The following is a 23,746-nucleotide window of genomic DNA, read 5'->3' as shown; positions in this document are numbered from 1 at the left end:
CAGAAGGGTTCGCCCTTCTGCGTTTTTGGTTTATTCCGCAGCGCAGGCTGCTTCTGGCTGTTTACGACCCGACATCATCACCAGCAGCAGGCCGAGCGCGGCAATAATCGCCCCCATCACCGGCACAAAACTGTACCCCAGCCCCCCTGAAATCACGGCCCCACCGGCCGCCGCACCGAGCGCATTGCCCAGGTTAAAGGCACCAATATTGACCGAGGATGAGAGGCCCGGCGCTTCATGCGCGACGCGCATTACGCGCATCTGCAGCGGTGGCACCACAGCGAACGTTGCAGCCCCCCAGACGACCATCGCCACCGCGGCGCCAAACTCGTTACGCGCCAGCCACGGAATGGCGATCATGATAACAATCAGCAGGGTTAAGAAGCCCTTCAGCGTTCCGCTCACCGAACGGTCGGCAAATTTCCCGCCGAGATAGTTGCCAATCGAGAAGCCCACGCCAATTAGCACCAGCATCGCGGTCACAAAGAGAGGCGTTGCGTGGGTGATGTCATGCAGCACAGGTGAAATATAGGTGTAGAGGGTAAACATCGCCCCTGCCCCCAGCACGGTCGTAAGCAGCGCAGAGAGCACCTGCGGGCGCACCAGCACCGACAGCTCTCTGCGTACGTCAGGGCGTTCACCCGCGCTGCCTTTTGGCAGGGAGAAGAACAACGCCACCATCGCGACTACGCCCAGTCCAGCCGTCGCCAGGAAGGACATCCGCCAGCCAATGACCTCGCCCAGCCAGGTTGCCGCAGGAACGCCGCCGATGTTAGCAATGGTCAGGCCCATAAACATGGTGGCTACGGCGCTGGCCTGCTTATGTTTTGGCACCACGCTTGCCGCCACAACCGACCCGAGCCCAAAGAACGCGCCGTGGTTGAGGCTGGTCAGAATACGCGACAGCATCAGCGTGGTGTAGTCCGGCGAAATGGCCGAAAGCACGTTACCGAGGGTGAAAATCGCCATCAGGAAAATCAGCGCATTGCGGCGCGCGCGGTGCGAAAGGAGAAGCGTCATCAGCGGCGCCCCCACCATCACGCCGATAGCGTAGGCGCTGATTAACATGCCTGCCGCAGGAATCGAGACGTCCACGCCGCGGGCGATGACGGGCAGTAACCCCATCGGGGAGAATTCAGTGGTGCCAATCCCAAAAGCGCCAATCGCCAGGGCCAGCAGGGGAAAATTGATTTTCATGCGTCAACTCCGGATGCCGTGTCATGTGATGACACAGAACAAAGAAGCGGAAAGCATGACATCAATCACAAAAAATGAGAAGTTAACAAAATGGCAAAAGATTTTTGCCTTAGGAGTAACAATCGGGGTGAGCGGGAGGGAGAAGGCTCTCCCTCCGCGTAAATCAGTGCAGCGCGGCCGTAAGACCCGCCGCGACAATCAGAGCCAGCACAACAACGGTGGTGAACAGCGAAAACTTCAGATCGGAACTCATCAATTTTTCTCCTTTTAATCCCCCCACGAAAAGTGAGCCTGCTCATTTTTGCATAATTTACGTCAAAAATCTTCCTGGATTTAGGCTGATAAACACTTTACCTCTTCCCCTTTTCATCAAGATAGGACAAAATTCCACGCTAAATTTATTAGCGTACCGGCCATTGACCCCCTCCTGACGTCCCGTGTCGTTTTCCCGGCGTGCCGCAATTCAAGATTGCGTGATAAGGGTGAGAGAAGGCAAACGTTTACCTTCAAGTTTTTCAGGAGTTTAGGATATGGTCTGGAGTGACATTTAATGGCAACAATTAAAGACGTAGCAAAACGCGCAAACGTTTCCACTACAACCGTATCACATGTAATTAACAAAACCCGCTTCGTGGCGGAAGAGACGCGCAACGCCGTCTGGGCAGCGATCAAAGAGCTGCACTATTCGCCAAGTGCGGTTGCGCGCAGCCTCAAGGTTAATCACACCAAATCCATTGGATTGCTGGCCACCAGCAGTGAAGCGGCCTATTTTGCCGAGATCATTGAAGCGGTAGAGAAGAACTGCTTCCAGAAAGGCTATACCCTGATTCTGGGCAACGCATGGAACAGCATAGAAAAACAGCGTGCCTACCTGTCGATGATGGCGCAGAAGCGCGTGGATGGCCTGCTGGTGATGTGTTCCGAGTACCCGGAATCCGTGCTGTCGATGCTTGAAGAGTATCGCCATATCCCCATGGTGGTCATGGACTGGGGTGAAGCGCGCGCGGACTTCACCGACTCCGTTATCGACAACGCCTTTGAAGGCGGTTACATGGCGGGTCGTTACCTGATCGAACGCGGTCACCGCGAAATTGGCGTGATCCCGGGTCCGCTGGAGCGTAACACCGGCGCGGGCCGTCTGGCCGGTTTTATGAAAGCGATGGAAGAAGCGCTGATCACCGTGCCGGAAAACTGGATCGTGCAGGGCGACTTTGAGCCGGAATCAGGCTACCGCGCAATGCAGCAGATCGTTTCCCAGCCGCACCGCCCGACCGCCGTTTTCTGCGGGGGTGACATCATGGCCATGGGTGCGCTCTGCGCCGCCGATGAGCTGGGTCTGCGCGTACCGCAGGATATCTCCGTGATCGGGTATGACAACGTGCGTAACGCGCGCTTCTTCACCCCGGCGCTGACAACCATTCACCAGCCAAAAGATTCGCTGGGCGAAACGGCTTTCAATATGCTGTTGGACAGAATCGTCAACAAACGCGAAGAGTCGCAGTCCATTGAAGTTCACCCACGCCTGATTGAACGCCGTTCCGTTGCGGATGGTCCGTTCCGCGACTACCGTCGTTAATCCCTTGACGGGGCCAGCTACGCTGGCTCCCGTAACCATTCCCGGTTTAGCGTTTCGCTGTCTCCCAGATAATCCAGCAGCCAGGCCATGGCGGGCGAGACATCATTTTGTTGCCAGGTCAGGCAGCAGGCCGCGTCCGGGAACGGATTCTCCAGCGTCAGTTCAACCCATTCTCCGGTATCGATGCGCGGACGCGCAAAATGAACGGGCACCATCGCGACGCACAGCCCGGCGCTGAGGCACGTCGCCGACGATTCCCAGTCAGGGGCCACCACTCGCCGCTGGTTGTCCAGAAGCCAGGTAATACGCTTGGGCAGTGAACGGGACGTATCCTCCAGCACCAGCGAGGGCCAGTTACGCAGCGTATCGTCGCTCAGCGGCCCGTCCATCGCCGCCAGGGGATGATCGCTGGCCACCACGCATTTCCAGCTCAGCATCCCCATGTCGCGAAAGGCGTAACGTCCCCCAACCGGGATCGCCTGCGTAGCGCCGATCGCCATCTCCGCCCTGCCGTCCGCCAGCGCATCCCACACCCCGTTGAACACCTCCTGCGAGACCCGCAGCTCAACGTCAGAGAAATGACGATAGAAATCCACGATCATCTGCCGGGTGCGTTCCGGCTTCACGATGTTATCCACCGCGATGGAGAGATGTCCCCGCCAGCCGTTGGCGATCTGCTGACACTGTTCACGGGTGATCTGCATTTTTTTGATAACAGAACGCCCTTCTTTCAAAAACCACGCCCCCGCGGGCGTTAATTCCACGTCGCGATGCCGCCGTTCAAACAGCGGAACCGCCAGCCACTCTTCAAGCTGTCGCACCGTGTAGCTAATGGCCGAAGGGACGCGGTGCAACTCCTGCGCTGCACCGCTAAAGCTGCCGTTACGCGCAACAGCATCGACCACTTCAAGAGAATAATCTGACCACATTTTCTGCCTGCAAAAAATTTGAATGCACCCGCCAAATATTAGCGTTTCACAAGCCGCTTTGCACTCCCTACACTCTGCGCCAACGTACACCTGCCTCCTCAGGAGAATAAGAGAATGCAACCCAGGAAAGGATTTTTAGTCTGGCTCGGCGGCTTAAGCGTGCTGGGCTTTTTGGCCACCGACATGTACCTGCCCGCGTTTGCCGCGATGCAGGAAGACCTGCAAACCCCTGCGGCGGCCATCAGCGCCAGCCTGAGCCTGTTCCTTGCCGGTTTTGCTTTCGCGCAGCTCCTGTGGGGACCGCTCTCGGATCGCTTTGGCCGTAAACCGGTACTGCTGCTGGGTCTGGCCATTTTTGCCGTGGGCTGTCTGGGGATGTTGTGGGTGCGCGATGCCACCTGGCTGCTGGTGCTGCGCTTTATTCAGGCCGTGGGCGTCTGTGCTGCGGCGGTGACCTGGCAGGCGCTGGTCACCGACTACTATCCGGCTAACCGCACAAACCGTATTTTCGCCACTATTATGCCGCTGGTGGGTCTTTCCCCTGCCCTGGCTCCGCTGCTGGGCAGCTGGATCCTCGCGCACTTTGACTGGCAGGCCATTTTTGCCACGCTGTTTGCCATCACGCTGGTGCTGATGCTGCCGGCGTTTGCCCTTAAGCCCGCGCATAAAAAAGAGGCGCATGCCGACGCGAAGCCGATTACCTTCACCTCCCTGCTGAGCGCCAAGGCGTATCGCGGGAATGTCCTGATTTATGCCGCCTGTTCGGCCAGCTTCTTCGCGTGGCTCACCGGCTCGCCGTTTATTCTGCACGATATGGGCTACAGCCCGGCGGCCATCGGTCTGAGCTATGTTCCGCAGACCATCGCGTTCCTGGTGGGCGGGTACGGCTGCCGCGCGGCGCTGCAAAAATGGGAAGGTCAGCAGATGCTGCCATGGCTGCTGGTGCTCTATGCGCTGAGCGTCATCGGTACCTGGGCCGTCGGGTTTATTCCGGGCGCGGGCCTGGCTGAAATTTTGATTCCCTTCTGCGTGATGGCCGTGGCGAACGGGGCGATTTACCCGATCGTGGTGGCACAGGCGTTACGTCCGTTCCCGCAGGCGACAGGCCGCGCCGCCGCGCTGCAAAATACCCTGCAGCTGGGTCTGTGCTTCCTGGCAAGCCTGGTGGTCTCGGCGCTGATTGCGACGCCGCTGTTAACCACCACCAGCGTGATGCTGGTCACCGTTGCGCTGGCGGTATTGGGTTACCGCATGCAGGCGTCCGCGCAGCGTGAGCAGGATAGCGGTGCGCAGGTGGAAACCTCGCATGCCTGATTGCGCCAGAAATCATGTTACATTTCAGTGATTAGGTTGCTAACAATTTTCTATTGAATCACCAAATTTTGAGGCCTATACTAAATTTGGTTCGATTAAATACGATAAATATTAAGTGTTAACGGGAGCCGGAGTGCTCCCGTTTTACCATGGAAGGCATTTCGGCAAGGGTTATCTCCCTTCCTCTGTTCTACGTCGGATACTAGCCTCGCGGTATTTACCGTGAGATTTCTCACAAACCAAAAAAAGCGTCTACGCTGTTTGAAGGTTCTGATCACATCAGGGTGATGGAGAAGCTATGAGTTCATCGTGTATAGAAGAAGTCAGCGTTCCGGACGACAACTGGTCCCGGATCGTCAGTGAACTGTTAGGTCGAGCAGGCATCACTATCAACGGATCTTCGCCATCCGATCCCCAGGTTAAACATCCCGACTTTTTTAAACGCGTGTTGCGGGAAGGGTCGCTAGGCCTGGGAGAAAGTTATATGGATGGCTGGTGGGAATGTGAACGGCTGGATATCTTTTTTGCCAGCGTGTTGCGTGCCGGTCTGGAAAATCAACTCCCCCGCAATCTGAAAGACACTTTGCGTGTCGCCTCTGCCCGACTGTTTAACTTGCAAAGTAAAAAACGCGCCTGGATCGTCGGCAAAGAGCATTACGATCTCGGCAATGACCTGTTCAGCCGCATGCTGGACCCTTTCATGCAATACTCCTGCGCCTACTGGAAAGACGCGTCGACGCTTGAGGAAGCACAGCAGGCCAAGCTGCGTCTGATCAGTGAAAAACTGCAGCTACAGCCCGGCATGCGCGTGCTGGATATCGGCTGCGGCTGGGGCGGGCTGGCGTATTTTATGGCGAAGCACTATGGCGTCAGCGTGGTCGGCGTGACGATCTCAGCGGAACAGCAAAAAATGGCGCGAGAGCGCTGCCAGGGTCTCGATGTGGATATCCGGCTGCAGGACTACCGTGACCTGAACGAGCAGTTCGACCGGATCGTTTCCGTCGGCATGTTCGAGCACGTGGGGCCAAAAAACTACGATACCTACTTTGAGGTGGTGGACCGTAATCTGAAACCGGACGGGCTCTTCCTGCTGCACACCATCGGCTCTAAACGGACCGACAATAACGTTGACCCGTGGATCAATAAATACATCTTTCCGAATGGCTGTTTACCGTCCGTTCGCCAGATCGCCAACGCCAGTGAATCCCATTTCGTGATGGAAGACTGGCATAACTTTGGCGCGGACTACGACACCACCTTAATGGCGTGGCATGAACGTTTCCAGAAAGCCTGGCCCGAGATTGCGGACAACTATTCAGAACGATTCAAACGGATGTTTAGCTATTATCTGAATGCCTGCGCGGGGGCGTTTCGCGCACGGGATATTCAGCTCTGGCAGGTGGTATTCAGCCGGGGGATCGAACACGGACTGCGTGTCGCACGCTAAAAAAATAACCCCGGATAGCCGGGGTTATTTTTTATTCTTCTTCTGCGGTCTTTATTATTGCGGCTTCTTTAGCTGCCAGCACGCGTTCAACCGTATCCACCACCGCCTGGGTTTGCGGATCGATTTCGATATTCACGCGATGCCCCAGTTTTTTGGCGCCCAGCGTGGTGCGCTGCAGCGTTTCAGGAATTAAATGCACGCAAAAACGCGTTGGCGTCACTTCTCCCACGGTCAGGCTAATCCCGTCAATGCCAATAAATCCTTTATAGAGGATGTATTTCATTAATGACGGGTCCTGCATTTTAAACCAGATTTGACGGTTATTTTCCGAGGTCACGATTTTCGCCACTTCGGCAGTGGTCATGATATGCCCCGACATCAGGTGACCGCCAATCTCATCGCTGAACTTCGCCGCGCGCTCAACGTTGACGGTATCGCCTACCACCAGCTCGCCCAGGTTAGTGATCCGCAGCGTCTCTTTCATTAAATCAAAGCTAATCTGGTTGCCGTTAATTTCGGTCACGGTCAGGCAGCAGCCGTTATGGGCAATCGAGGCGCCGGTTTCGATACCCTCAAGCATATATTCCGGCAGCTCAACAACATGAGTACGGAAATTAGGTTTTTCATCAATGGACACCACTTTGGCAGTGCCCTGCACAATACCAGTAAACATGCTTACAACTCCTGTTTTTTCCGAACGGTGATGACACCGTTTAATCCCTCCACAATAACAGTTGGAAAAACAGGTTGCCAGCGGAGCGCATTTTCTGGCGATTTTTTCACTAGATAAATAGCTAAAGCCCGCTACAATAGCTGGCACCCCCCTGCATTTTCTTCTTGCTGCCCGTTTCGGCGGCTTTTTTAGTCTCTCAAATAACTACAAAATAAAGGTGTTCACGTGCAGAAGTACATGAATGAAGCGCGCCAGTTATTGGCACTGGCTATACCAGTGATCGTCGCGCAAGTGGCCCAGACCGCAATGGGATTTGTGGATACGGTAATGGCAGGTGGCTACAGCGCCACCGACATGGCAGCCGTGGCTATCGGCACGTCAATCTGGCTTCCGGCCATCCTGTTCGGTCACGGTCTGCTGCTCGCGCTCACGCCTGTTATCGCTCAGCTCAATGGCTCGGGCCGCCGCGAGCGCATCGCCCATCAGGTTCGCCAGGGTTTCTGGCTGGCAGGGTTTGTCTCCGTGCTGATCATGGTGGTGCTCTGGAACGCGGGCCATATCATTCGCGCTATGCATAATATTGACCCGGCGCTGGCGGACAAAGCCGTGGGCTATCTGCGCGCGCTGCTCTGGGGCGCGCCGGGCTACCTCTTTTTCCAGGTGGCGCGTAACCAGTGTGAAGGCCTGGCGAAAACCAAACCCGGCATGGTGATGGGTTTTATCGGGCTGCTGGTCAACATCCCGGTTAACTATGTCTTTATTTACGGTCATTTCGGGATGCCTGAGCTGGGTGGCGTCGGCTGCGGCGTGGCAACGGCTGCCGTTTACTGGGTCATGTTCTTCTCGATGCTTACCTTCGTGAAGCGCGCCCGCTCCATGCGCGATATTCGTAACGAGAACAGATTCAGCACGCCGGACTGGAGCATCATGACGCGTCTGGTGCAGCTAGGGTTGCCGATTGCCCTTGCGCTGTTCTTTGAGGTGACCCTGTTTGCCGTGGTCGCCCTGCTGGTCTCCCCGCTGGGCATAGTGAACGTCGCCGGGCACCAGATTGCGCTGAACTTCAGCTCCCTGATGTTTGTCCTGCCGATGTCGCTGGCGGCGGCAGTGACGATCCGCGTGGGCTTCCGCCTGGGGCAAGGCTCGACGCTCGACGCGCAAACCGCCGCGCGGACCGGACTGGGCGTCGGCGTTTGCATGGCCATTTGCACGGCGCTTTTTACCGTGGCACTGCGCGAGCAGATTGCCCTGCTCTATAACGACAATCCGGAAGTCGTCGCACTGGCATCGCACCTGATGCTGCTGGCCGCGATTTACCAGATTTCGGACTCCATTCAGGTGATTGGCAGCGGCGTGCTGCGCGGCTATAAAGACACGCGCTCCATTTTCTTTATCACCTTCATCGCCTACTGGGTGCTGGGTCTGCCATGTGGGTATATTCTGGCCCTGACCGACCTGGTGGTGGACCGCATGGGACCGGCGGGGTTCTGGATGGGCTTTATCATCGGCCTGACGTCGGCGGCGATTATGATGATGATGCGCATGCGCTTCCTGCAGCACCAGCCATCCACGATCATTTTGCAACGCGCTGCACGTTAAATACGCAGTAGCCGCCACCCGGCGGCTACTTTCTCTTCACTTTGCGCGGTAATACAGCAATCGCGTGAAATCAGAGAGAAAATTGCATTTTCCCTCTTGCCACCTCGGTGCTGTGCCGCTAATATTCGTCCCCGTTGTCACCGACAACACGTTGCGTTCATAGCTCAGTTGGTTAGAGCACCACCTTGACATGGTGGGGGTCGTTGGTTCGAGTCCAATTGAACGCACCATTCTGCGTCCGTAGCTCAGTTGGTTAGAGCACCACCTTGACATGGTGGGGGTCGGTGGTTCGAGTCCACTCGGACGCACCATTTCAGTCCTGAAATGGTGCAAATTCTCCTCTGATAGCCTGAATTTTCTTAATCCTTTATTTTCATCATTATTCTCCTGCTACGCTTTTCCTATGGAAAAAAAACACAGGAAACGTGTCGATGAAGAAGATCGCGATTATCGGCTCCGGCCCCACAGGGATTTACACCTTTTATCACCTGCTTCAAAACAGCACGCCGCTCTCCGTTTCCGTCTTTGAACAGGCCGATGAAGCTGGCGTGGGCATGCCCTATAACGACGACGATAATTCCCGGCTGATGCTGGCGAACATTGCGAGCATTGAAATCCCGCCTATTTTTATGACCTACCTTGACTGGCTTAAGGAACAGAGCGACGCCCATCTGGCACGCTTTAAGGTGGATAAAGCCAGCCTGCATGACCGACAGTTCCTGCCCAGGCTTCTGTTGGGAGAGTACTTTCGCGACAGTTTTCGTTCAATCGTAAAAGAGGCGAAAAAGCTGGGGTTCGAGGTTAAAGTCCATGAATCCGCGAAGGTCACCGACATCATCCCTTCGACAACCGGCGTGACGATTTCGGTCAACGACCGCACCTTACCAGATCAATTCGACCTGGCGGTTATTGCCACCGGCCACGTCTGGCCAGAGGAGGATGAAGCCACGCGCACGTTCTTCCCAAGCCCGTGGTCCGGTCTGATGGACGCCCGCATTCCCCCTTGCCGCGTGGGCATTATGGGTACCTCGTTGAGCGGCCTGGACGCGGCTATGGCGGTGGTGATGCAGCACGGTGCGTTTCGTGACGGTAAATTCATCCTCGATAAAAGCAGCGAAGGGTTACACATTACGCTGATGTCCCGGACGGGCATTCTGCCGGAAGCTGATTTTTATTGCCCTATTCCTTACGAGCCGCTGTCGGTATTGACCGAATTCGTGGTGGAAAGCGAGATAGCCAAAGGACCGGATGGCCTGCTTGACCGCATTTTTGCCCTGATGGTCAAAGAGCTTCAGCTTGCCGATCCGGCGTGGTGCGAGAAGATGTCTCTGTATACGCTGAATGCGGACACTGTTCGTGAGGCCTGGTTTGAGGATCGTCAACGCCACGGCCCCTTTACCTGGGCGGAAGAGAATCTCAACGAGGTTGAACGCAACAAACGGGAACGCCGTACCGTGGCCTGGCGCTATACCGTGCTGCGGCTGCATGAGGTCGTTCAGGAGATTGTCCCCCATCTCGACGAGCGAGACGGTGAACGCTTCAGGCAGGGGCTGGCTCGGGTATTTATCGACAACTATGCCGCCATCCCTCCGCAGTCTATCCGCAGGCTGCTCGCACTTCGCGAAGCCAGCATCATCAGCGTGGCCGCACTCGGTGACGGCTACACGCTCGACGTTGGCAGCGATCGAACGGTGATAACCACAAAAGAGACCGTCTATCGTTTCGACGTATTTATTGACGCACGCGGACAAAAGCCGCTCAAAACGAAAGATCTGCCCTTCCCGACGCTGCGCAAACAGCTGGAAGCGACCGGCGATGAGATACCCGATATCGGCGAGGATTACACCTTAAAAGCACCTGACACCGTTCGCGGGCGCATCGCCTTCGGTGCGATACCGTGGCTGATGCACGATCGTCCCTTCGTTCAGGGGCTGGTGGAGTGTGCAGAGATTGCAGAGGCGATGGCGAAAGCGGCGGAAAAACCCGCGTCACGCGTGCGGCGGAGATTACCCTATTTTGAATACTGACAGGGCATCCGTGCCCTGCTGTTGCGGATTACTCGAAGAAGACTTCCGGGTTTTCCGACAGCGAGACGAAGCTTTTCGTCGCTTTATCCAGCGCGAGGATTTCGCCGCTTTCAATGTCGTACACCCAGCCGTGGAGTCGGATGGAGTTATTACGCAGGCCCACCGCGACGGACGGATGGGTCTTGATGTTGCTCAGCTGCGCAAAGACGTTTTCCTGCACCATCGCATTCACTTTATCGATCGGCTTATCCCAGCTTTTCTTCTCTACCACGGCTTTTGCCGCGTCGGAATAGCGCAGCCAGTGTGACACGGCAGGCATCGGCTCCAGGTTCGCGTTATCGGCAATCGCCTTCATCGCGCCGCAGTTGGAGTGACCGCAAATCACGATATCCGTGACGCCCAGCGCCACGACGGCGTATTCGATGGTAGCGGACACACCGCCTGGCTCCGGTCCGAACGGCGGCACAATGTTGCCAGCATTACGAATGACAAAGAGTTGTCCTGGCTCTTGCTGGGTGACCAGTTCCGGGACCAGACGGCTGTCAGAGCATGAGATGAACAGCGCTTTGGGATTCTGGCTGGACGCTAAACTGCGGAAGAGTTCTTTACGTTGCGGGAAAATCTCTTTTTGAAAGCTGAGAAAACCTTCAATGATATGTTGCATAGCAATGTCTCTTTTATCTGTTTTAGTTTAGGTATGATCGAGATCACACTCGTAAAGTTTACCCATCGTGGTTTACTTCAGACAAGCAATATATTTCTGGCCCGACCGCTGCACAATTTCGTCCGCATTAGCGAGGATGTTCTGCCCTTCGAACGCGCCGTACAGACGTTCAAACGTTCTGCCTTCCAGATGACTCACGACGGACGCCACGGCGCGGGCAGGCAGCGGAAGATAGTTCGGGTAGCTCCACATAAACGAGACGGCGTCTTTACCCGGCGTGACCTGCAGAATATCGCCCACCAGCAGCACCCCGTCCCCCTCCTGCCAGTGCAGCACCGTTCCCCCGGCAAAATGCCCGCCCAGACGCAGCAGGGTAACCGACGGGAAAATCTCCAGCGCATCGCCTTCCCAGAAATGAATGGCCGGGCTGTCGCGCATCACCCACTCTCTGTCGCTGGCGTGCAGGTACACCGGCGCATCAAACGCCGTAGCCCACTCCTGCATCGTGGTGTAATAGTGCGGATGTGAAATCGCAATCGCGCTGATGCCGCCAAGGGCGTTAATAAGCGTTTTGGTTGCCGGGTCAATGTTGGCGATACAGTCCCAGAGAATGTTGCCGTGCGGCGTTTGCAGAAGCAGCGCCCGCTGGTTGATAGCAAACGCCGGAACGGTTTTGATACCGAACAATCGCGGCTCCAGCTGCTGCCATTTGTTGCTGTGCGTCGCGTTGACGGTATCGAGATCGGTCCACGCCTGCCCCGTGATGGGCACATACTGGCGTTCATCCTCACAAATTGGGCATCTGTCCGGCTGCGTATCGTAGGCGGTCCCGCAGGTTTTACAGAGTGTAATCATGTGCTCTCCTCAGCGATAAAGCACTGAGTATGGCAGGGATTATCCTTATGTGCTGCGAGGTACATTGCTGGCTTTTTTTGCCCTATACTGTGCCAGTATCGAAAACTGAACAGAGCAGGTGCAACATGGAAATTGATCTCGATAACTTAGTGTTTAACGGTCTGGATGAAGCAGAAGAGCGTAATGCGGAACGTCTGGACGACGCGGATAAAAAAGCGCAGGCGATTGTCGCCGACGACGACTGCGGCGACGCCTGCAAGATCTAATAAAAAAGCACCGGTAAACCGGTGCTTTTTTATTTCACTCGTTAAACGTCACGCACACTTCGTTCCAGTACGTTTCGCGCGTGCGGCGCAGTTCAGCGTGGCGTTTTATCATGGAACCACTCCGGGTCAATGTTGGCAACGTCTACGCCATACAGGCTGGCGACAGGCAGTATCGACTCAAGAACACGTTGCGCGCTGTTCTCCGCATTCGCTGGTCGGGCCGCAAAAAACCGCCGTAACGTGCTGATCCATTTTTTCATCGTCTAACCCTCTCTCGCCGTATCTGCCTTCAGTTAAGCACCCCAATCCCGTGCAGGGGAAATACCAAAATCCACTGTCGATGTGCAGGATCTGCAAATAGCACCCTCGTCCTTTTCACGCTTCATTAACACCTTGTTCACTAATGCTTTTTTGCTCATAGCAAAGAACGATTTCTTATTTGGCGATAGCTTTCCCTTATGGGAGCGTAACGGGGTAAAACAAAAACAACGGGATGGCGAATGACTATGGCAGCAAAAATGAAAGGGTTTAAGAAACGGACGCTGGCTCTGGGCGTAGTGGCAGCCTGGGGCCTGTTTTCAGCGCAGGCGCAGGCCGATCAGCTGGCGGATATCAAGGCAGCAGGGGTGGTGAAAGTGGCCACGTTTGATGCCAACCCGCCGTTTGGCTCGATTGATGCCAAAACGCATGAGATCGTGGGTTACGACGTGGACTTCGCCAAAGCGCTGGCAAAATCGCTCGGCGTGAAGCTTGAACTGGTTGCCACCAATCCGGCCAACCGCATTCCGCTGCTGCAGTCCGGCAAAGCCGACCTGATCGTGGCGGATATTACTATCACCCCGGAACGCGCACAGGTCATTGATTTCTCGACGCCTTACTTCGTCACTGGCCAGCAGTTCCTGGTTCCGGCGAAATCGCCGGACAAGCTCGATGACTATAGCCGGGCGCGCATTGGTGCAGTCAAAGGCACAACAGGCGAGCAGGCGCTGCACCAGCGTTTCCCGCAGTCCCGCGTCCTCTCTTATGACGACATTCCCCTGGCGCTGACCGCACTGCGCAACGGCAACGTACAGGCCATCACTCAGGACAGCACCATCCTGGCCGGTCTGCTGGCGCAGGCGCCGGACAAAGCCAACTTCAAAATCCTGCCCGACCTGCTCAGTAAAGAAGAGATTGGCGTGGGGGTGAAGAAAGGTGAAACGGCACTGCTGAAAGCCGTTAACGACGAGCTGGTTAATCTTGAGAAGACCGGTCAGGCGGCAAAAATCTATGATGTCTGGTTTGGTCCTGGCACCCCTGCTCCACAGCCTCGCGGCTTTAAAATAGAAGCCAGGTAATTATGCTCTCAGGTTTATTTTCACACTCCGCGGCCGGTGCCGCGGATTTTTCACATCTGGAACAGGCCAGCGTCGAGTTTCGTCATGTGGACAAACGCTACGGTGACCATCAGGTTTTGAACGACATTAACCTCACCATCACGCCCGGTGAAGTGGTTGCTATCCTCGGCCCGTCGGGTTCCGGTAAATCCACCCTGATTCGTCTTATCAACCAGCTTGAACCCCTGAGCGGCGGAGAGATCCTGGTCGACAACAAGCCTACCGGAAAGCTCTCCGGTAGCGGGCTGCGCCAGCTGCGAAGCCGCGTGGGGTTTGTATTCCAGCAGTTCAACCTTTATGCCCATCTCACCGCCAGCCAGAACATCACCCTGGCACTGGAGCACGTTCACAGCTGGAAGCCACAGCCAGCCCAGGCGCGCGCGCTGGCCCTACTGGAGAAAGTCGGGATGCTGGAAAAGGCCCACCATTTCCCGGCAGAGCTATCCGGCGGACAGCAGCAGCGCGTGGCGATAGCCCGCGCCCTCGCCTCTTCACCGCAAATCATTCTTTTCGATGAACCCACCTCCGCGCTGGATCCGGAGATGATTGGTGAAGTGCTGTTCGTGATGAAAACCCTCGCCCACAGCGGGATCACGATGATCGTAGTGACCCATGAGATGCAGTTTGCCCGGGAAATCGCCGACCGGATTGTCTTTATCGACGGCGGGCAAATTCTGGAAACCGCGCCGCCAGCGCAGTTTTTCAGCCAGCCAGCGCATCCGCGCGCGCAGCGTTTCCTGCAAAAGGTGCTGGATCCGCTGCATCAGGAGCATCTGTAATGCCCGCGCTCGACTGGCAGGGGGTACTGACCGGACAGCCTCTGCAGTGGATACTTTCCGGATTTCTCACCACCCTGTGGGTGACGCTGGCGGGGATCGTGCTGGCCAGCCTGCTCGCACTGCTCTTTATGCTCCTGCGCCTGTCCGGTGGACGCGTCGGGAAAGCGATCGTCAGCGGCTGGGTATCGCTGTTTCGCAATACGCCGCTGCTGGTGCAGCTGCTGTTCTGGTATTTTGCCGCCTGGAACGGGCTGCCGCAGGCGTTTCGCGACGTGGTCAACGCCGATCACAGCTGGTCCATTCTGCCCGGCGACGTCTGGTGGTTTACGCCCGAATTTTTATGTTCTGCCTGGGGGCTGGGCGTTTTTACCTCGGCGTTTTTAATCGAAGAAGTGGAAGCCGGGTTGCGTTCTGTGCCAGTCGGGCAACGGGAGGCGGCGCTCGCCCAGGGATTCTCGGCATGGCGCGTATTTCGCTACATCCTGCTGCCGCAGGGGCTGGCTAACGCCTGGCAGCCCGTTGTGGGCCAATATCTCAACCTGATGAAGCTCTCCTCGCTCGCCAGCGGGATTGGCTTCGCCGAGCTCACCTACCAGGTCAGGCAGATCGAAAGCTTTAACGCACACGCGCTGGAGGCATTTACCCTCGGTACTGCACTCTATCTGCTGACCGGTCTGGTCATGGGAATGGTGCTGGTCCGCCTTGGGCCGCAGGCGAAACGTAAACGCCCGATCGTCGCCACCACAGGGAGTGAAAAACATGATTGCCGGACTTAATGTCATCACCGATAACCTCGATTATCTGCTGTGGGGACGCGCGGCAGCCGGTGAACCGGGAGGCGTACTGCTTTCGTTAATGATGGCAGCAGGCGCTGCGGTTATCGCTCTGCCCGGAGGGATACTGCTCGCGTGCCTGGCCTGGCGCTTTACCGGGCTCGTGCGAAAAGTCCTCTTTTTATGGGCAGAGCTGATTCGCGGGATCCCGCTCATCTTCGTGATTTTCTGGATGTGGTATCTCCTGCCGCTCATGACCGGGGGCGATCTGCCCGGGGCGCTGACCGTCACGCTGGCGCTGGCCTGGTTTACGGCGGCCACCGTGATGCACTCGGTGCTGGCCGGGCTGAGCGCGCTGCCGACCGGGCAGTTCGAAGCCGCGCTGTCACAGGGATTCAGCACGCAGCAAACCCTGTGGCGCGTGCTGCTGCCGCAGGCGCTGAGGAATATTCTGCCGTCGCTGGTGGGGATTTTTATCAGCCTGCTGAAGGATACGTCGCTGGCGTTTATCGTGAACGTCCCGGAGCTGACCACGGTGGCGGGACAGGTCAACAACCGGGTGCAAATCTACCCGGCGGCCATATTTATCTTTACGGGCGTGGTCTATTACCTGCTCTGCTGCTCGCTCGAGCAGCTTGCGAAACGCTGGCGCCTTACCCGGCCAGCGCTTTAACCACCGTTTCCATTGCCTCAGTAGTCAATGCACTGCGTTTCACGCGCTGGTTCGCCAGCGCGGTACGCAGTACCCCGGCAATGACAATATGCTTTGGCTCCTGCCCTAAATCACGCATCTCAAGCACGACCTTCCCGACCACCCGGCACATCTCCTGATACAGCGCTTCATCTTTGGTCACGTTACCCATCGTCATCACTCCATTGCCTGTTAAACGTTGAGCTTAAATGATTCTCCTGCCGGATACAAAAAAGAAGCCCGGCGAGGAACTCGCCGGGCTTCATCTGTAAAATCAGCTAATTAGTTGTTTACTGGAATGACCGCGCCTTTGTACTTGGTGCGGATCCAGTCCTGAATCTCTTTCGAGTGCAGCACGTTCACCAGCGCGACGATGTCTTTCTTCTTCTCGTCACCGCGATGCACGGTGATGATGTTGGCATACGGGTTGTTTTCACCGCTCTCAACCGCAATCGGGTCGTGAACCGGATCCAGACCGGCGTCAATCGCGTAGTTGGCGTTAATCACCACCGCGTCGCCTTCGTTGTTGTTGTACATCTGCGGCAGCAGAGACGCTTCCACGTTAGGCGTGAACTTCAGCTTCTTCGGGTTCTCGACGATGTCGCTGATGCGCGCGGTCACTTTATCGATGCCCGGTTTCAGCTTGATCACGCCCTCTTTCTCGAAGATGGAAAGAATACGGCCCTCTTCAGAAACCGCGTCACGCATGATGATCTTGCCACCTTCCGGCAGGTCTTTCAGCGACTTGTATTTTTTGGAGTAGATGCCGATTGGTTCAATGTGGATCGCGCCCGCACTGACAAAATCGTAGTCCTTATCGCCCGCATGATCTTTCAGCACGCTGTTCAGGTAAGGAATGTGCTGGAAATAGTTCGCATCGATGTCATGACCCGCCAGCGCGGTGTTCGGCAGAATGTAGTCCTGGAACGGTTTAATCTCCAGGTCGATACCCTGCTTCGCCAGAATCGGCTTTGCCTGCTCCAGAATTTCCGCATGCGGCGTGTTGGATGCCCCCACGGTCAGGGTGTCGGCCCAGGAGGCGAAGCTCAGGGCGCTCAGGGTTGCAGCGGCGATCAGTGTCAGTGTCTTTTTCATGATGTGGTTCCTGTGTGTATTTATTAGCGTTTATCTAACAGTGAAGTAATGACATCGCCGCAGAACTGGATAATGAAAACGATGATCAGAATGGTCACCGTTGCCACCAGCGTGACGTCACCATGGTTGCGCTGGAATCCTTCCAGATAAGCCAGATTTCCCAAACCACCGGCGCCAATCACCCCCGCCATTGCGCTGTAGCTCACCAGCGCAATCAGCGTTACCGTAATACCCGATACCAGTGCAGGTGATGATTCCGGCAGTAAAACCCGAAATACGAGCGTGCTCAGTCGTGCGCCCATCGAACGCGTCGCTTCAATCACGCCTTTATCCACTTCACGCAGGGCGATTTCCACCAGGCGTGCGTAGAACGGTGCGGCACCCACAATCAGGGCCGGCAGCGCCGCGTTGGCGCCAAGAATGGTGCCGACAACGGTCTTGGTGAACGGGATCAGCAGCACAATCAAAATGATGAACGGAATCGAGCGGAACACGTTCACCACAATCGAAATGACGCTATACACCGTGCGGTTGTGGAACAATCCGCCGCGCGCGGTTAAAAACAGCGCCAGACCCAGCACGATGCCTAATACAAAGGTCGCCACGCCGGAAAGCGCGGTCATGTACAGCGTCTCCAGCGTCGCCGCCCAGAGCTGATCCCACTTGAGATGCGGAAAGAGATTCTCAGCCATGTTTAATCACCTCGCCTTCAATATCGCTGTGCTGCAGGTCGGCGAGGATATTGTTCAGTTGTTCATCAGATGCCACGACGTGCACCCAGAGTTGACCAAACACGCCGTGAGCGGTTTGGGTCATTTTTCCGTGCAGGATGTTAAACGGCAGGCCGTAGCGCAGCGTCAGTTCGCCCACAATCGGTTTGTGCGTGCTGTGCCCGGTAAAAGTCAGCCTGATGACCGTACCTTCCAGATCATTTGCCAGTTCGGTATTGAAGGTTTCTTCTTCAGCGTACTGGCTCACCTGACGGACAAACTGCTGCGTAATCGGCTGCTGCGGATGGGTAAAGACGCTCAACACGTCGCCCTCTTCCACCACTTTACCGTTCTCCATCACCGCCACGCGGTCGCAGATTTTGCGCACCACGTGCATCTCGTGCGTGATCAGCACGATGGTCAGCTTGAACCGACGGTTAATATCCAGCAGCAGATCGAGGATCTGATCGGTGGTCTGCGGGTCAAGCGCGGAGGTGGCTTCATCGCAGAGCAGCACATCCGGGCGATTAGCCAGCGCACGCGCAATGCCCACGCGCTGCTTTTGCCCACCGCTCAACTGTGACGGATAAGCATGCTCGCGACCTTTCAGGCCAACGAGTTCAATAAGCTCGGCCACGCGGGCCTTAATTTCGGCTTTCGGTACGCCAGCAATTTGCATCGAGAACGCAATATTCTCGCTGACCGTGCGCGACCACAGCAGGTTGAAGTGCTGAAACACCATGCTGATCTTCAGACGCGCCTGGCGCAGTGCTTCACCTTTTGCGGCAGAAATGTTCTGCCCGTTGATGGTTACGCTGCCGCTGCTCGGTTTTTCCAGACCATTCAGCAGGCGGATAAGCGTACTTTTACCTGCGCCGCTGTAACCAATGATCCCGTATATCTGTCCCTGTGCTATCGTCAAATTGACATTATCAACGGCTGTGAGTGCCACCTTTCCGTTGTCAAAAACCTTCGAAATATTGCTCAGTACAATCATTCTTATTCGTTATCCGTGCCGCCCGTGGCGGTTTAGCAGTATGGATGTCCAAACGATAGTAAACAGGCGTTATCAGCTTTTAAATGAACAAAAAAGAATGTGTTATAACTTTCGGCAATAAACAGCGGATTTACCGGGTGGGAAGCATTTAGACCAATTTCAGCAATGATTATCTGCCGGATGCATATCTGCTGGCGGACGGGCGCAAAAAACGCTCATTTTTGCAGCATTTTATCCCGATATAGCCATCCTCACATCCAGACAACTTTACGTCTTGCTGTCCTGCCATCCAGAAATGGCATTTATATTCCTTTCTGTTCTAAACGGCAGTGAATGGTTCTTTATTGAGAAAATTTCACCGCCCTATCATCCCGTCATGACATCCAGAAAGGAAAACATCATGACGATTTATCACTCCGTCACCGAACTGATTGGTCGTACCCCGCTGATCCAGCTGCATAAGCTTGATACCGGTCCCTGCTCGCTGTTCCTGAAGCTGGAAAACCAAAATCCGGGCGGGTCGATTAAGGATCGCGTTGCGCTGTCGATGATTAACGAAGCGGAACGTACCGGCCAGCTGCAGCCAGGCGGCACGATTATTGAGGCCACGGCGGGCAATACCGGTCTCGGCCTGGCCCTGATCGCCGCCCAGAAAGGCTACTCGCTGATCCTGGTGGTGCCGGACAAAATGAGCCGCGAGAAGATTTTCCACCTGCGCGCGCTGGGTGCCCAGGTGGTGCTGACCCGCTCCGACGTCAACAAGGGCCATCCTGCCTATTACCAGGATTACGCCCAGCGTCTGGCGAACGAACTGCCCGGCGCGTTTTACATCGACCAGTTCAACAACGAAGCCAACCCGTTGGCGCACCGCACCACCACGGCGCCGGAACTGTATGAACAGCTTGACGGCAAAATCGACGCCATCGTGGTGGGCGTCGGCTCAGGCGGCACGCTGGGCGGCCTGCAGGCGTGGTTCGCCGAGCACTCTCCGCACACGGAATTTGTCCTGGCTGACCCGGCAGGATCCGTTCTCGCCGACCAGGTGGAAACCGGACGCTACCACGACGCGGGCTCCTGGCTGGTTGAGGGAATTGGCGAAGACTTTATTCCTCCGCTGGCCCACATTGAAGGGGTGAATCGCGCCTGGCGCATCACCGACCGCGAGGCCTTCACCACCGCGCGCGAGCTGCTGAAAACGGAGGGCATTCTGGCGGGCTCCTCCAGCGGTACGCTGCTGGCGGCCGCGCTGAAGTATTGCCAGGCACAAACCACGCCGAAGCGGGTGGTGACCTTCGCCTGCGACAGCGGCAATAAATATCTCTCGAAGATGTTCAACGACGACTGGATGCGACAGCAGGGGCTCATCACGCGCCCTCAGGCCGGCGATCTCTCTGACTACATCGCCCTGCGCCACGATGAAGGCGCTACCGTCACCGCTGCCCCGGACGACACGCTCTCCACTGTCCTGGCGCGCATGCGTCTGTATGACATCTCCCAGCTGCCGGTGCTGGAGAACGGCAAGGTGGTGGGCATTATCGACGAGTGGGATCTCCTGCGGCATATCGGCGGCGACGGCGATCGCTTCGCGCTGCCGGTGACGGCAGCCATGACGCGTCAGGTCGAGTTCCTTGATAAACACGCGCCGGAAAGCGCCCTGAACGCCATCTTCGACCGCGGCCTGGTGGCCGTCATTAATGACAACGACCGTTTTCTCGGTCTGATTACGCGCAGCGACGTTCTGACCGCCTGGCGCAACCGTCTACAGCAATAAAGGAATCAATGATGAAAAATCTGGCCACCCTCAGCGTACACAGCGGCGAATTCAACGACCAGCACGGCGCCGTCATGCCGCCGATTTACGCCACCTCGACGTTTGCGCAACCCGCGCCCGGGGAGCATACCGGTTATGAGTACTCCCGCAGCGGCAACCCTACCCGCCATGCGCTGGAAACGGCGATTGCCGAACTGGAAGGCGGCACGCGCGGCTACGCTTTTGCCTCCGGTCTGGCGGCCATCTCCACGGTGCTCGAACTGCTGGATAAAGACAGCCATATTGTCGCCATTGATGACGTTTACGGTGGGACGTACCGCCTGATCGAAAATGTGCGCAAGCGCAGCACCGGGCTGCAGGTCAGTTGGGTTAAACCGGACGACCTGGCCGGGCTCGAGGCAGCCATTCGCCCGGATACCCGCATGGTATGGGTTGAAACGCCGACCAACCCGCTGCTGAAGCTGGCCGATCTGGCGGCCATCGCGGCAATCGCCCGTCGTCATAACGTCATCAGCGTGGCGGATAACACCTTCGCGTCGCCGGTGATCCACCGTCCGCTGGAGTCCGGTTTCGATATCGTGGTGCACTCTGCCACCAAATACCTTAACGGCCACTCTGACGTGGTGGCCGGGCTGGCGATTGTCGGGGACAACAAGGAACTGGCGGACAAGCTGGGCTATCTGCAAAACGCGGTGGGCGGCGTTCTGGATCCGTTCAGCAGCTTCCTGACGCTGCGCGGTATTCGCACGCTTGCGCTGAGGGTCGAAAAGCACAGCACCAACGCGCTGGCGATTGCGCAATGGCTCGATCAGCATCCTCTGGTCGAAAAGGTATTCTATCCTGGCCTGGAATCACATCCGCAATACCAGCTGGCCCGCACGCAGATGGCGCTGCCCGGTGGCATGATTTCCGTCGTGGTAAAAGGCGATGCGCAACGCGCCACCGAGGTGATTCGCAACCTGAAGCTGTTCACCCTTGCGGAAAGTCTGGGCGGCGTGGAGAGTCTGGTAAGCCAGCCTTACAGTATGACGCACGCCTCGATTCCGCTGGAACAACGGCTGGCAAACGGCATTGTGCCGCAGCTGATCCGCCTGTCGGTGGGAATTGAAGATCCTAAAGACCTGATTGCAGACCTCAGCCAGGCGCTGCAAAAATAAGCAAATGGCGGCAGGTTACTCACCTGCCGCCACAAGTTGTCATCATGGCTTAACGCCTTGATAACAATATTATGTGAAACAGCATTGATTATTTCTGAAACACCGTTTCCATTTTCCTTTTATCTTAAAATCAGCGTATAATGCGCGCCAAATCCCTGGTGAATGGTTTCAGCGCTTGGAATACAAAAAACAACGTACAACTTCTCCTCTCCTTCGTTGGGCTGTCACTCAGGCACACTTTCTTCTGCACGCTCATTTGATGTCTCCTATCCTTAGTGCGTGTCATATACTCTTTTGCAACACAGGTTTGACTCCGCGGCGGTGCGCCCCCGGAGCGAGATTTCCATATCCTTCCCAACTTAAAGACTAAGACTGTCATGAAAAAGACGAAAATTGTTTGTACTATCGGCCCGAAAACCGAATCTGAAGAGATGCTGAGCAAAATGCTGGACGCCGGCATGAACGTGATGCGTCTGAACTTCTCCCACGGTGACTACGCAGAGCACGGCCAGCGCATCCAGAACTTGCGCAACGTGATGAGCAAGACCGGTAAAAAAGCGGCCATCCTGCTGGATACCAAAGGTCCAGAAATCCGTACCATCAAACTGGAAGGCGGTAACGACGTCTCTCTGAAAGCGGGCCAGACCTTCACCTTCACCACCGACAAATCCGTCGTCGGCAACAGCGAAATCGTTGCAGTGACCTACGAAGGCTTCACCAGCGATCTGTCCGTCGGTAATACCGTGCTGGTCGACGATGGTCTGATCGGTATGGAAGTCACCGCTATCGAAGGCAACAAAGTTATCTGTAAAGTGCTGAACAACGGCGACCTGGGCGAAAACAAAGGCGTTAACCTGCCGGGCGTCTCCATCGCGCTGCCAGCCCTGGCTGAAAAAGACAAACAGGACCTGATCTTCGGCTGCGAGCAAGGCGTTGACTTCGTCGCGGCCTCCTTCATCCGTAAGCGTTCCGACGTGGTTGAAATCCGTGAGCACCTGAAAGCGCACGGCGGCGAGAAGATCCAGATCATCTCCAAAATCGAAAACCAGGAAGGCCTGAACAACTTCGACGAAATCCTCGAAGCGTCTGACGGCATCATGGTTGCACGTGGCGACCTGGGCGTTGAAATCCCGGTTGAAGAAGTGATCTTCGCGCAGAAGATGATGATCGAGAAGTGTGTGCGCGCGCGTAAAGTGGTTATCACCGCAACGCAGATGCTGGACTCCATGATCAAAAACCCACGCCCAACCCGCGCTGAAGCTGGCGACGTGGCAAACGCCATCCTCGACGGTACTGATGCGGTTATGCTGTCCGGCGAATCCGCGAAAGGTAAATATCCGCTGGAAGCGGTCGGCATCATGGCGACCATCTGTGAACGTACTGACCGCGTGATGACCAGCCGTCTGGACTTCAATAACGACAGCCGCAAGCTGCGTATCACCGAAGCAGTATGCCGCGGTGCAGTAGAAACCGCTGAGAAACTGGAAGCCCCACTGATCGTGGTTGCCACTCAGGGCGGTAAATCTGCGCGCGCCGTGCGTAAATACTTCCCGGATGCGACCATCCTGGCCCTGACCACCAACGAAACCACCGCTCGTCAGTTGGTACTGAGCAAAGGCGTCGTTGCGCATCTGGTTAAAGAGATCGCCTCTACTGACGATTTCTACATTCAGGGTAAAGCACTGGCTCTGGAAAGCGGTCTGGCACAGAAAGGTGACGTTGTGGTCATGGTTTCTGGCGCGCTGGTACCAAGCGGCACCACCAATACCGCATCTGTTCACGTGCTGTAATAATTCCCGAACGAATTAATTTGGATAAAAAGCGCCCGTCGGGCGCTTTTTTTATTCCTG

25 protein-coding genes and 2 tRNA genes are annotated in these 23,746 nt (G+C 56.2%); 16 read left to right on the top strand and 11 right to left on the bottom strand.

The genetic code is table 11. The features are described from left to right. Positions 1–30 precede the first annotated feature (30 nt). A complete protein-coding gene (locus LJA86_RS05185) occupies positions 31–1,197 on the bottom strand; it encodes an MFS transporter (protein WP_048030744.1) in 1,167 nt (388 codons plus the stop codon). A 163-nt stretch (positions 1,198–1,360) separates the two neighbouring features. Further along, complete coding sequence (locus LJA86_RS05180; RefSeq protein WP_008500596.1) at positions 1,361–1,450, bottom strand: YnhF family membrane protein; 90 nt, start codon at positions 1,448–1,450, stop codon at positions 1,361–1,363. Positions 1,451–1,747: 297 nt separating this feature from the next. Between LJA86_RS05180 and purR the strand changes: the two genes are divergently transcribed. After that, positions 1,748–2,773: an HTH-type transcriptional repressor PurR gene (gene purR, locus LJA86_RS05175; RefSeq protein WP_008500597.1), complete on the top strand. Its 1,026-nt coding sequence runs from the start codon at positions 1,748–1,750 to the stop codon at positions 2,771–2,773. 17 nt (positions 2,774–2,790) lie between these two features. On the opposite strand, the gene punR is transcribed toward purR, so the two are convergent. Beyond that, positions 2,791–3,702 carry a DNA-binding transcriptional activator PunR gene (gene punR / locus LJA86_RS05170; RefSeq protein ID WP_048222755.1) on the bottom strand — a complete coding sequence of 304 codons (912 nt, stop codon included), beginning with the start codon at positions 3,700–3,702 and terminating at the stop codon, positions 2,791–2,793. 114 nt (positions 3,703–3,816) lie between these two features. On the opposite strand from punR, the gene punC reads away from it, so the two are divergent. Both punC and cfa read left to right on the top strand, forming a co-directional pair. After that, complete coding sequence (gene punC / locus LJA86_RS05165) at positions 3,817–5,016, top strand: purine nucleoside transporter PunC (protein ID WP_045910322.1); 1,200 nt, start codon at positions 3,817–3,819, stop codon at positions 5,014–5,016. Positions 5,017–5,314: 298 nt separating this feature from the next. Beyond that, positions 5,315–6,463, top strand: coding sequence for a cyclopropane fatty acyl phospholipid synthase (gene cfa / locus LJA86_RS05160; protein WP_008500601.1), 1,149 nt, complete (start codon positions 5,315–5,317; stop codon positions 6,461–6,463). 31 nt (positions 6,464–6,494) lie between these two features. Here cfa and LJA86_RS05155 read toward each other — a convergent pair whose 3' ends face one another. Then, complete coding sequence (locus LJA86_RS05155) at positions 6,495–7,136, bottom strand: riboflavin synthase (RefSeq protein ID WP_008500602.1); 642 nt, start codon at positions 7,134–7,136, stop codon at positions 6,495–6,497. A 225-nt stretch (positions 7,137–7,361) separates the two neighbouring features. Here LJA86_RS05155 and mdtK point away from each other — a divergent pair, with 225 nt between their 5' ends. The 4 genes from mdtK (at position 7,362) to LJA86_RS05135 (ending at position 10,762) form a co-directional block, all read left to right on the top strand. After that, positions 7,362–8,735 (top strand): MdtK family multidrug efflux MATE transporter, encoded by a 1,374-nt coding sequence (gene mdtK / locus LJA86_RS05150; protein WP_229225734.1) that lies wholly within the window; start codon positions 7,362–7,364, stop codon positions 8,733–8,735. Between the two features lie 153 nt (positions 8,736–8,888). Beyond that, positions 8,889–8,965 (top strand) — tRNA-Val (locus LJA86_RS05145). A gap of 4 nt (positions 8,966–8,969) precedes the next feature. After that, positions 8,970–9,046 (top strand) — tRNA-Val (locus tag LJA86_RS05140). Positions 9,047–9,166: 120 nt separating this feature from the next. After that, complete coding sequence (locus LJA86_RS05135) at positions 9,167–10,762, top strand: FAD-NAD(P)-binding protein (RefSeq protein WP_229225733.1); 1,596 nt, start codon at positions 9,167–9,169, stop codon at positions 10,760–10,762. Positions 10,763–10,790: 28 nt separating this feature from the next. On the opposite strand, the gene LJA86_RS05130 is transcribed toward LJA86_RS05135, so the two are convergent. Both LJA86_RS05130 and LJA86_RS05125 read right to left on the bottom strand, forming a co-directional pair. After that, the gene (locus tag LJA86_RS05130) at positions 10,791–11,426 is read right to left on the bottom strand and encodes a carbonic anhydrase (protein WP_047075163.1); all 636 of its coding nucleotides are present in this window, start codon (positions 11,424–11,426) and stop codon (positions 10,791–10,793) included. 72 nt (positions 11,427–11,498) lie between these two features. Next, positions 11,499–12,281: an MBL fold metallo-hydrolase gene (locus LJA86_RS05125; RefSeq protein WP_048030747.1), complete on the bottom strand. Its 783-nt coding sequence runs from the start codon at positions 12,279–12,281 to the stop codon at positions 11,499–11,501. A gap of 125 nt (positions 12,282–12,406) precedes the next feature. On the opposite strand from LJA86_RS05125, the gene LJA86_RS05120 reads away from it, so the two are divergent. Continuing rightward, the gene (locus tag LJA86_RS05120; protein ID WP_003857665.1) at positions 12,407–12,547 is read left to right on the top strand and encodes a hypothetical protein; all 141 of its coding nucleotides are present in this window, start codon (positions 12,407–12,409) and stop codon (positions 12,545–12,547) included. Positions 12,548–12,639: 92 nt separating this feature from the next. On the opposite strand, the gene LJA86_RS05115 is transcribed toward LJA86_RS05120, so the two are convergent. Continuing rightward, positions 12,640–12,807: a hypothetical protein gene (locus LJA86_RS05115; protein ID WP_032666818.1), complete on the bottom strand. Its 168-nt coding sequence runs from the start codon at positions 12,805–12,807 to the stop codon at positions 12,640–12,642. Between the two features lie 246 nt (positions 12,808–13,053). Between LJA86_RS05115 and LJA86_RS05110 the strand changes: the two genes are divergently transcribed. From LJA86_RS05110 to LJA86_RS05095, 4 genes are read left to right on the top strand one after another with little or no spacing between them, the layout of a single operon-like run. Next, positions 13,054–13,884 carry an ABC transporter substrate-binding protein gene (locus tag LJA86_RS05110; RefSeq protein WP_080347292.1) on the top strand — a complete coding sequence of 277 codons (831 nt, stop codon included), beginning with the start codon at positions 13,054–13,056 and terminating at the stop codon, positions 13,882–13,884. 2 nt (positions 13,885–13,886) lie between these two features. Then, a complete protein-coding gene (locus tag LJA86_RS05105) occupies positions 13,887–14,702 on the top strand; it encodes an amino acid ABC transporter ATP-binding protein (protein ID WP_229225732.1) in 816 nt (271 codons plus the stop codon). Next, positions 14,702–15,478, top strand: coding sequence for an amino acid ABC transporter permease (locus tag LJA86_RS05100; protein WP_229225731.1), 777 nt, complete (start codon positions 14,702–14,704; stop codon positions 15,476–15,478). The genes LJA86_RS05105 and LJA86_RS05100 overlap by 1 nt, the downstream gene beginning before the upstream one ends. Beyond that, positions 15,462–16,148 carry an amino acid ABC transporter permease gene (locus LJA86_RS05095; RefSeq protein ID WP_048030750.1) on the top strand — a complete coding sequence of 229 codons (687 nt, stop codon included), beginning with the start codon at positions 15,462–15,464 and terminating at the stop codon, positions 16,146–16,148. The genes LJA86_RS05100 and LJA86_RS05095 overlap by 17 nt, the downstream gene beginning before the upstream one ends. Here LJA86_RS05095 and fumD read toward each other — a convergent pair. From fumD to LJA86_RS05075, 4 genes are all read right to left on the bottom strand, one after another. Then, positions 16,129–16,338 carry a fumarate hydratase FumD gene (gene fumD / locus LJA86_RS05090; protein ID WP_023343959.1) on the bottom strand — a complete coding sequence of 70 codons (210 nt, stop codon included), beginning with the start codon at positions 16,336–16,338 and terminating at the stop codon, positions 16,129–16,131. The two genes, LJA86_RS05095 and fumD, sit on opposite strands and share 20 nt — an antisense overlap. Before the next feature lie 110 nt (positions 16,339–16,448). Then, complete coding sequence (locus LJA86_RS05085) at positions 16,449–17,261, bottom strand: MetQ/NlpA family ABC transporter substrate-binding protein (protein WP_008500616.1); 813 nt, start codon at positions 17,259–17,261, stop codon at positions 16,449–16,451. Positions 17,262–17,284: 23 nt separating this feature from the next. Next, the gene (locus tag LJA86_RS05080) at positions 17,285–17,953 is read right to left on the bottom strand and encodes a methionine ABC transporter permease (RefSeq protein ID WP_008500617.1); all 669 of its coding nucleotides are present in this window, start codon (positions 17,951–17,953) and stop codon (positions 17,285–17,287) included. Further along, a complete protein-coding gene (locus LJA86_RS05075) occupies positions 17,946–18,968 on the bottom strand; it encodes a methionine ABC transporter ATP-binding protein (RefSeq protein ID WP_045910313.1) in 1,023 nt (340 codons plus the stop codon). Before LJA86_RS05075 ends, LJA86_RS05080 begins: the two co-directional genes overlap by 8 nt. Before the next feature lie 400 nt (positions 18,969–19,368). Here LJA86_RS05075 and LJA86_RS05070 point away from each other — a divergent pair, with 400 nt between their 5' ends. The 4 genes from LJA86_RS05070 to pykF all read left to right on the top strand — a co-directional run bounded on the left by LJA86_RS05070 (position 19,369) and on the right by pykF (position 23,686). Continuing rightward, complete coding sequence (locus LJA86_RS05070; protein ID WP_024909384.1) at positions 19,369–20,739, top strand: pyridoxal-phosphate dependent enzyme; 1,371 nt, start codon at positions 19,369–19,371, stop codon at positions 20,737–20,739. 11 nt (positions 20,740–20,750) lie between these two features. Next, entirely contained in the window at positions 20,751–21,896 is a 1,146-nt protein-coding gene (locus LJA86_RS05065; protein WP_024909385.1) for a trans-sulfuration enzyme family protein, read from the top strand. Between the two features lie 175 nt (positions 21,897–22,071). Further along, positions 22,072–22,266: a hypothetical protein gene (locus LJA86_RS22230; protein WP_418721936.1), complete on the top strand. Its 195-nt coding sequence runs from the start codon at positions 22,072–22,074 to the stop codon at positions 22,264–22,266. Positions 22,267–22,273: 7 nt separating this feature from the next. Further along, positions 22,274–23,686, top strand: a complete 1,413-nt coding sequence (pykF, locus tag LJA86_RS05060) for a pyruvate kinase PykF (RefSeq protein WP_045284943.1) — start codon at positions 22,274–22,276, stop codon at positions 23,684–23,686. Positions 23,687–23,746 lie beyond the last annotated feature (60 nt).

Source organism: Enterobacter sp. TCD1-1 (assembly GCF_020567405.1).
Lineage (GTDB): Bacteria > Pseudomonadota > Gammaproteobacteria > Enterobacterales > Enterobacteriaceae > Enterobacter > Enterobacter quasiroggenkampii.
Note: the sequence above shows the minus strand (reverse complement) of the source record. Positions and strands in the feature narration are given on the sequence as shown.

Excerpts from the sequence above, each read along its gene's own strand:
- LJA86_RS05135 (WP_229225733.1), top strand. The coding sequence starts at position 9,167 with ATGAAGAAGATCGCGATTATCGGCTCCGGCCCCACAGGGATTTACACC.
- cfa (WP_008500601.1), top strand. The coding sequence starts at position 5,315 with ATGAGTTCATCGTGTATAGAAGAAGTCAGCGTTCCGGACGACAACTGG.
- LJA86_RS05120 (WP_003857665.1), top strand. The coding sequence starts at position 12,407 with ATGGAAATTGATCTCGATAACTTAGTGTTTAACGGTCTGGATGAAGCA.
- LJA86_RS05180 (WP_008500596.1), bottom strand. The coding sequence starts at position 1,450 with ATGAGTTCCGATCTGAAGTTTTCGCTGTTCACCACCGTTGTTGTGCTG.
- LJA86_RS05085 (WP_008500616.1), bottom strand. The coding sequence starts at position 17,261 with ATGAAAAAGACACTGACACTGATCGCCGCTGCAACCCTGAGCGCCCTG.
- LJA86_RS05095 (WP_048030750.1), top strand. The coding sequence starts at position 15,462 with ATGATTGCCGGACTTAATGTCATCACCGATAACCTCGATTATCTGCTG.
- pykF (WP_045284943.1), top strand. The coding sequence starts at position 22,274 with ATGAAAAAGACGAAAATTGTTTGTACTATCGGCCCGAAAACCGAATCT.
- purR (WP_008500597.1), top strand. The coding sequence starts at position 1,748 with ATGGCAACAATTAAAGACGTAGCAAAACGCGCAAACGTTTCCACTACA.
- punR (WP_048222755.1), bottom strand. The coding sequence starts at position 3,702 with ATGTGGTCAGATTATTCTCTTGAAGTGGTCGATGCTGTTGCGCGTAAC.
- LJA86_RS05125 (WP_048030747.1), bottom strand. The coding sequence starts at position 12,281 with ATGATTACACTCTGTAAAACCTGCGGGACCGCCTACGATACGCAGCCG.
- fumD (WP_023343959.1), bottom strand. The coding sequence starts at position 16,338 with ATGGGTAACGTGACCAAAGATGAAGCGCTGTATCAGGAGATGTGCCGG.
- LJA86_RS05075 (WP_045910313.1), bottom strand. The coding sequence starts at position 18,968 with ATGATTGTACTGAGCAATATTTCGAAGGTTTTTGACAACGGAAAGGTG.
- LJA86_RS05130 (WP_047075163.1), bottom strand. The coding sequence starts at position 11,426 with ATGCAACATATCATTGAAGGTTTTCTCAGCTTTCAAAAAGAGATTTTC.
- LJA86_RS05080 (WP_008500617.1), bottom strand. The coding sequence starts at position 17,953 with ATGGCTGAGAATCTCTTTCCGCATCTCAAGTGGGATCAGCTCTGGGCG.
- punC (WP_045910322.1), top strand. The coding sequence starts at position 3,817 with ATGCAACCCAGGAAAGGATTTTTAGTCTGGCTCGGCGGCTTAAGCGTG.
- LJA86_RS05070 (WP_024909384.1), top strand. The coding sequence starts at position 19,369 with ATGACGATTTATCACTCCGTCACCGAACTGATTGGTCGTACCCCGCTG.
- LJA86_RS05115 (WP_032666818.1), bottom strand. The coding sequence starts at position 12,807 with ATGAAAAAATGGATCAGCACGTTACGGCGGTTTTTTGCGGCCCGACCA.
- LJA86_RS05105 (WP_229225732.1), top strand. The coding sequence starts at position 13,887 with ATGCTCTCAGGTTTATTTTCACACTCCGCGGCCGGTGCCGCGGATTTT.
- LJA86_RS05065 (WP_024909385.1), top strand. The coding sequence starts at position 20,751 with ATGAAAAATCTGGCCACCCTCAGCGTACACAGCGGCGAATTCAACGAC.
- LJA86_RS05100 (WP_229225731.1), top strand. The coding sequence starts at position 14,702 with ATGCCCGCGCTCGACTGGCAGGGGGTACTGACCGGACAGCCTCTGCAG.
- LJA86_RS05185 (WP_048030744.1), bottom strand. The coding sequence starts at position 1,197 with ATGAAAATCAATTTTCCCCTGCTGGCCCTGGCGATTGGCGCTTTTGGG.
- LJA86_RS05155 (WP_008500602.1), bottom strand. The coding sequence starts at position 7,136 with ATGTTTACTGGTATTGTGCAGGGCACTGCCAAAGTGGTGTCCATTGAT.
- LJA86_RS05110 (WP_080347292.1), top strand. The coding sequence starts at position 13,054 with ATGGCAGCAAAAATGAAAGGGTTTAAGAAACGGACGCTGGCTCTGGGC.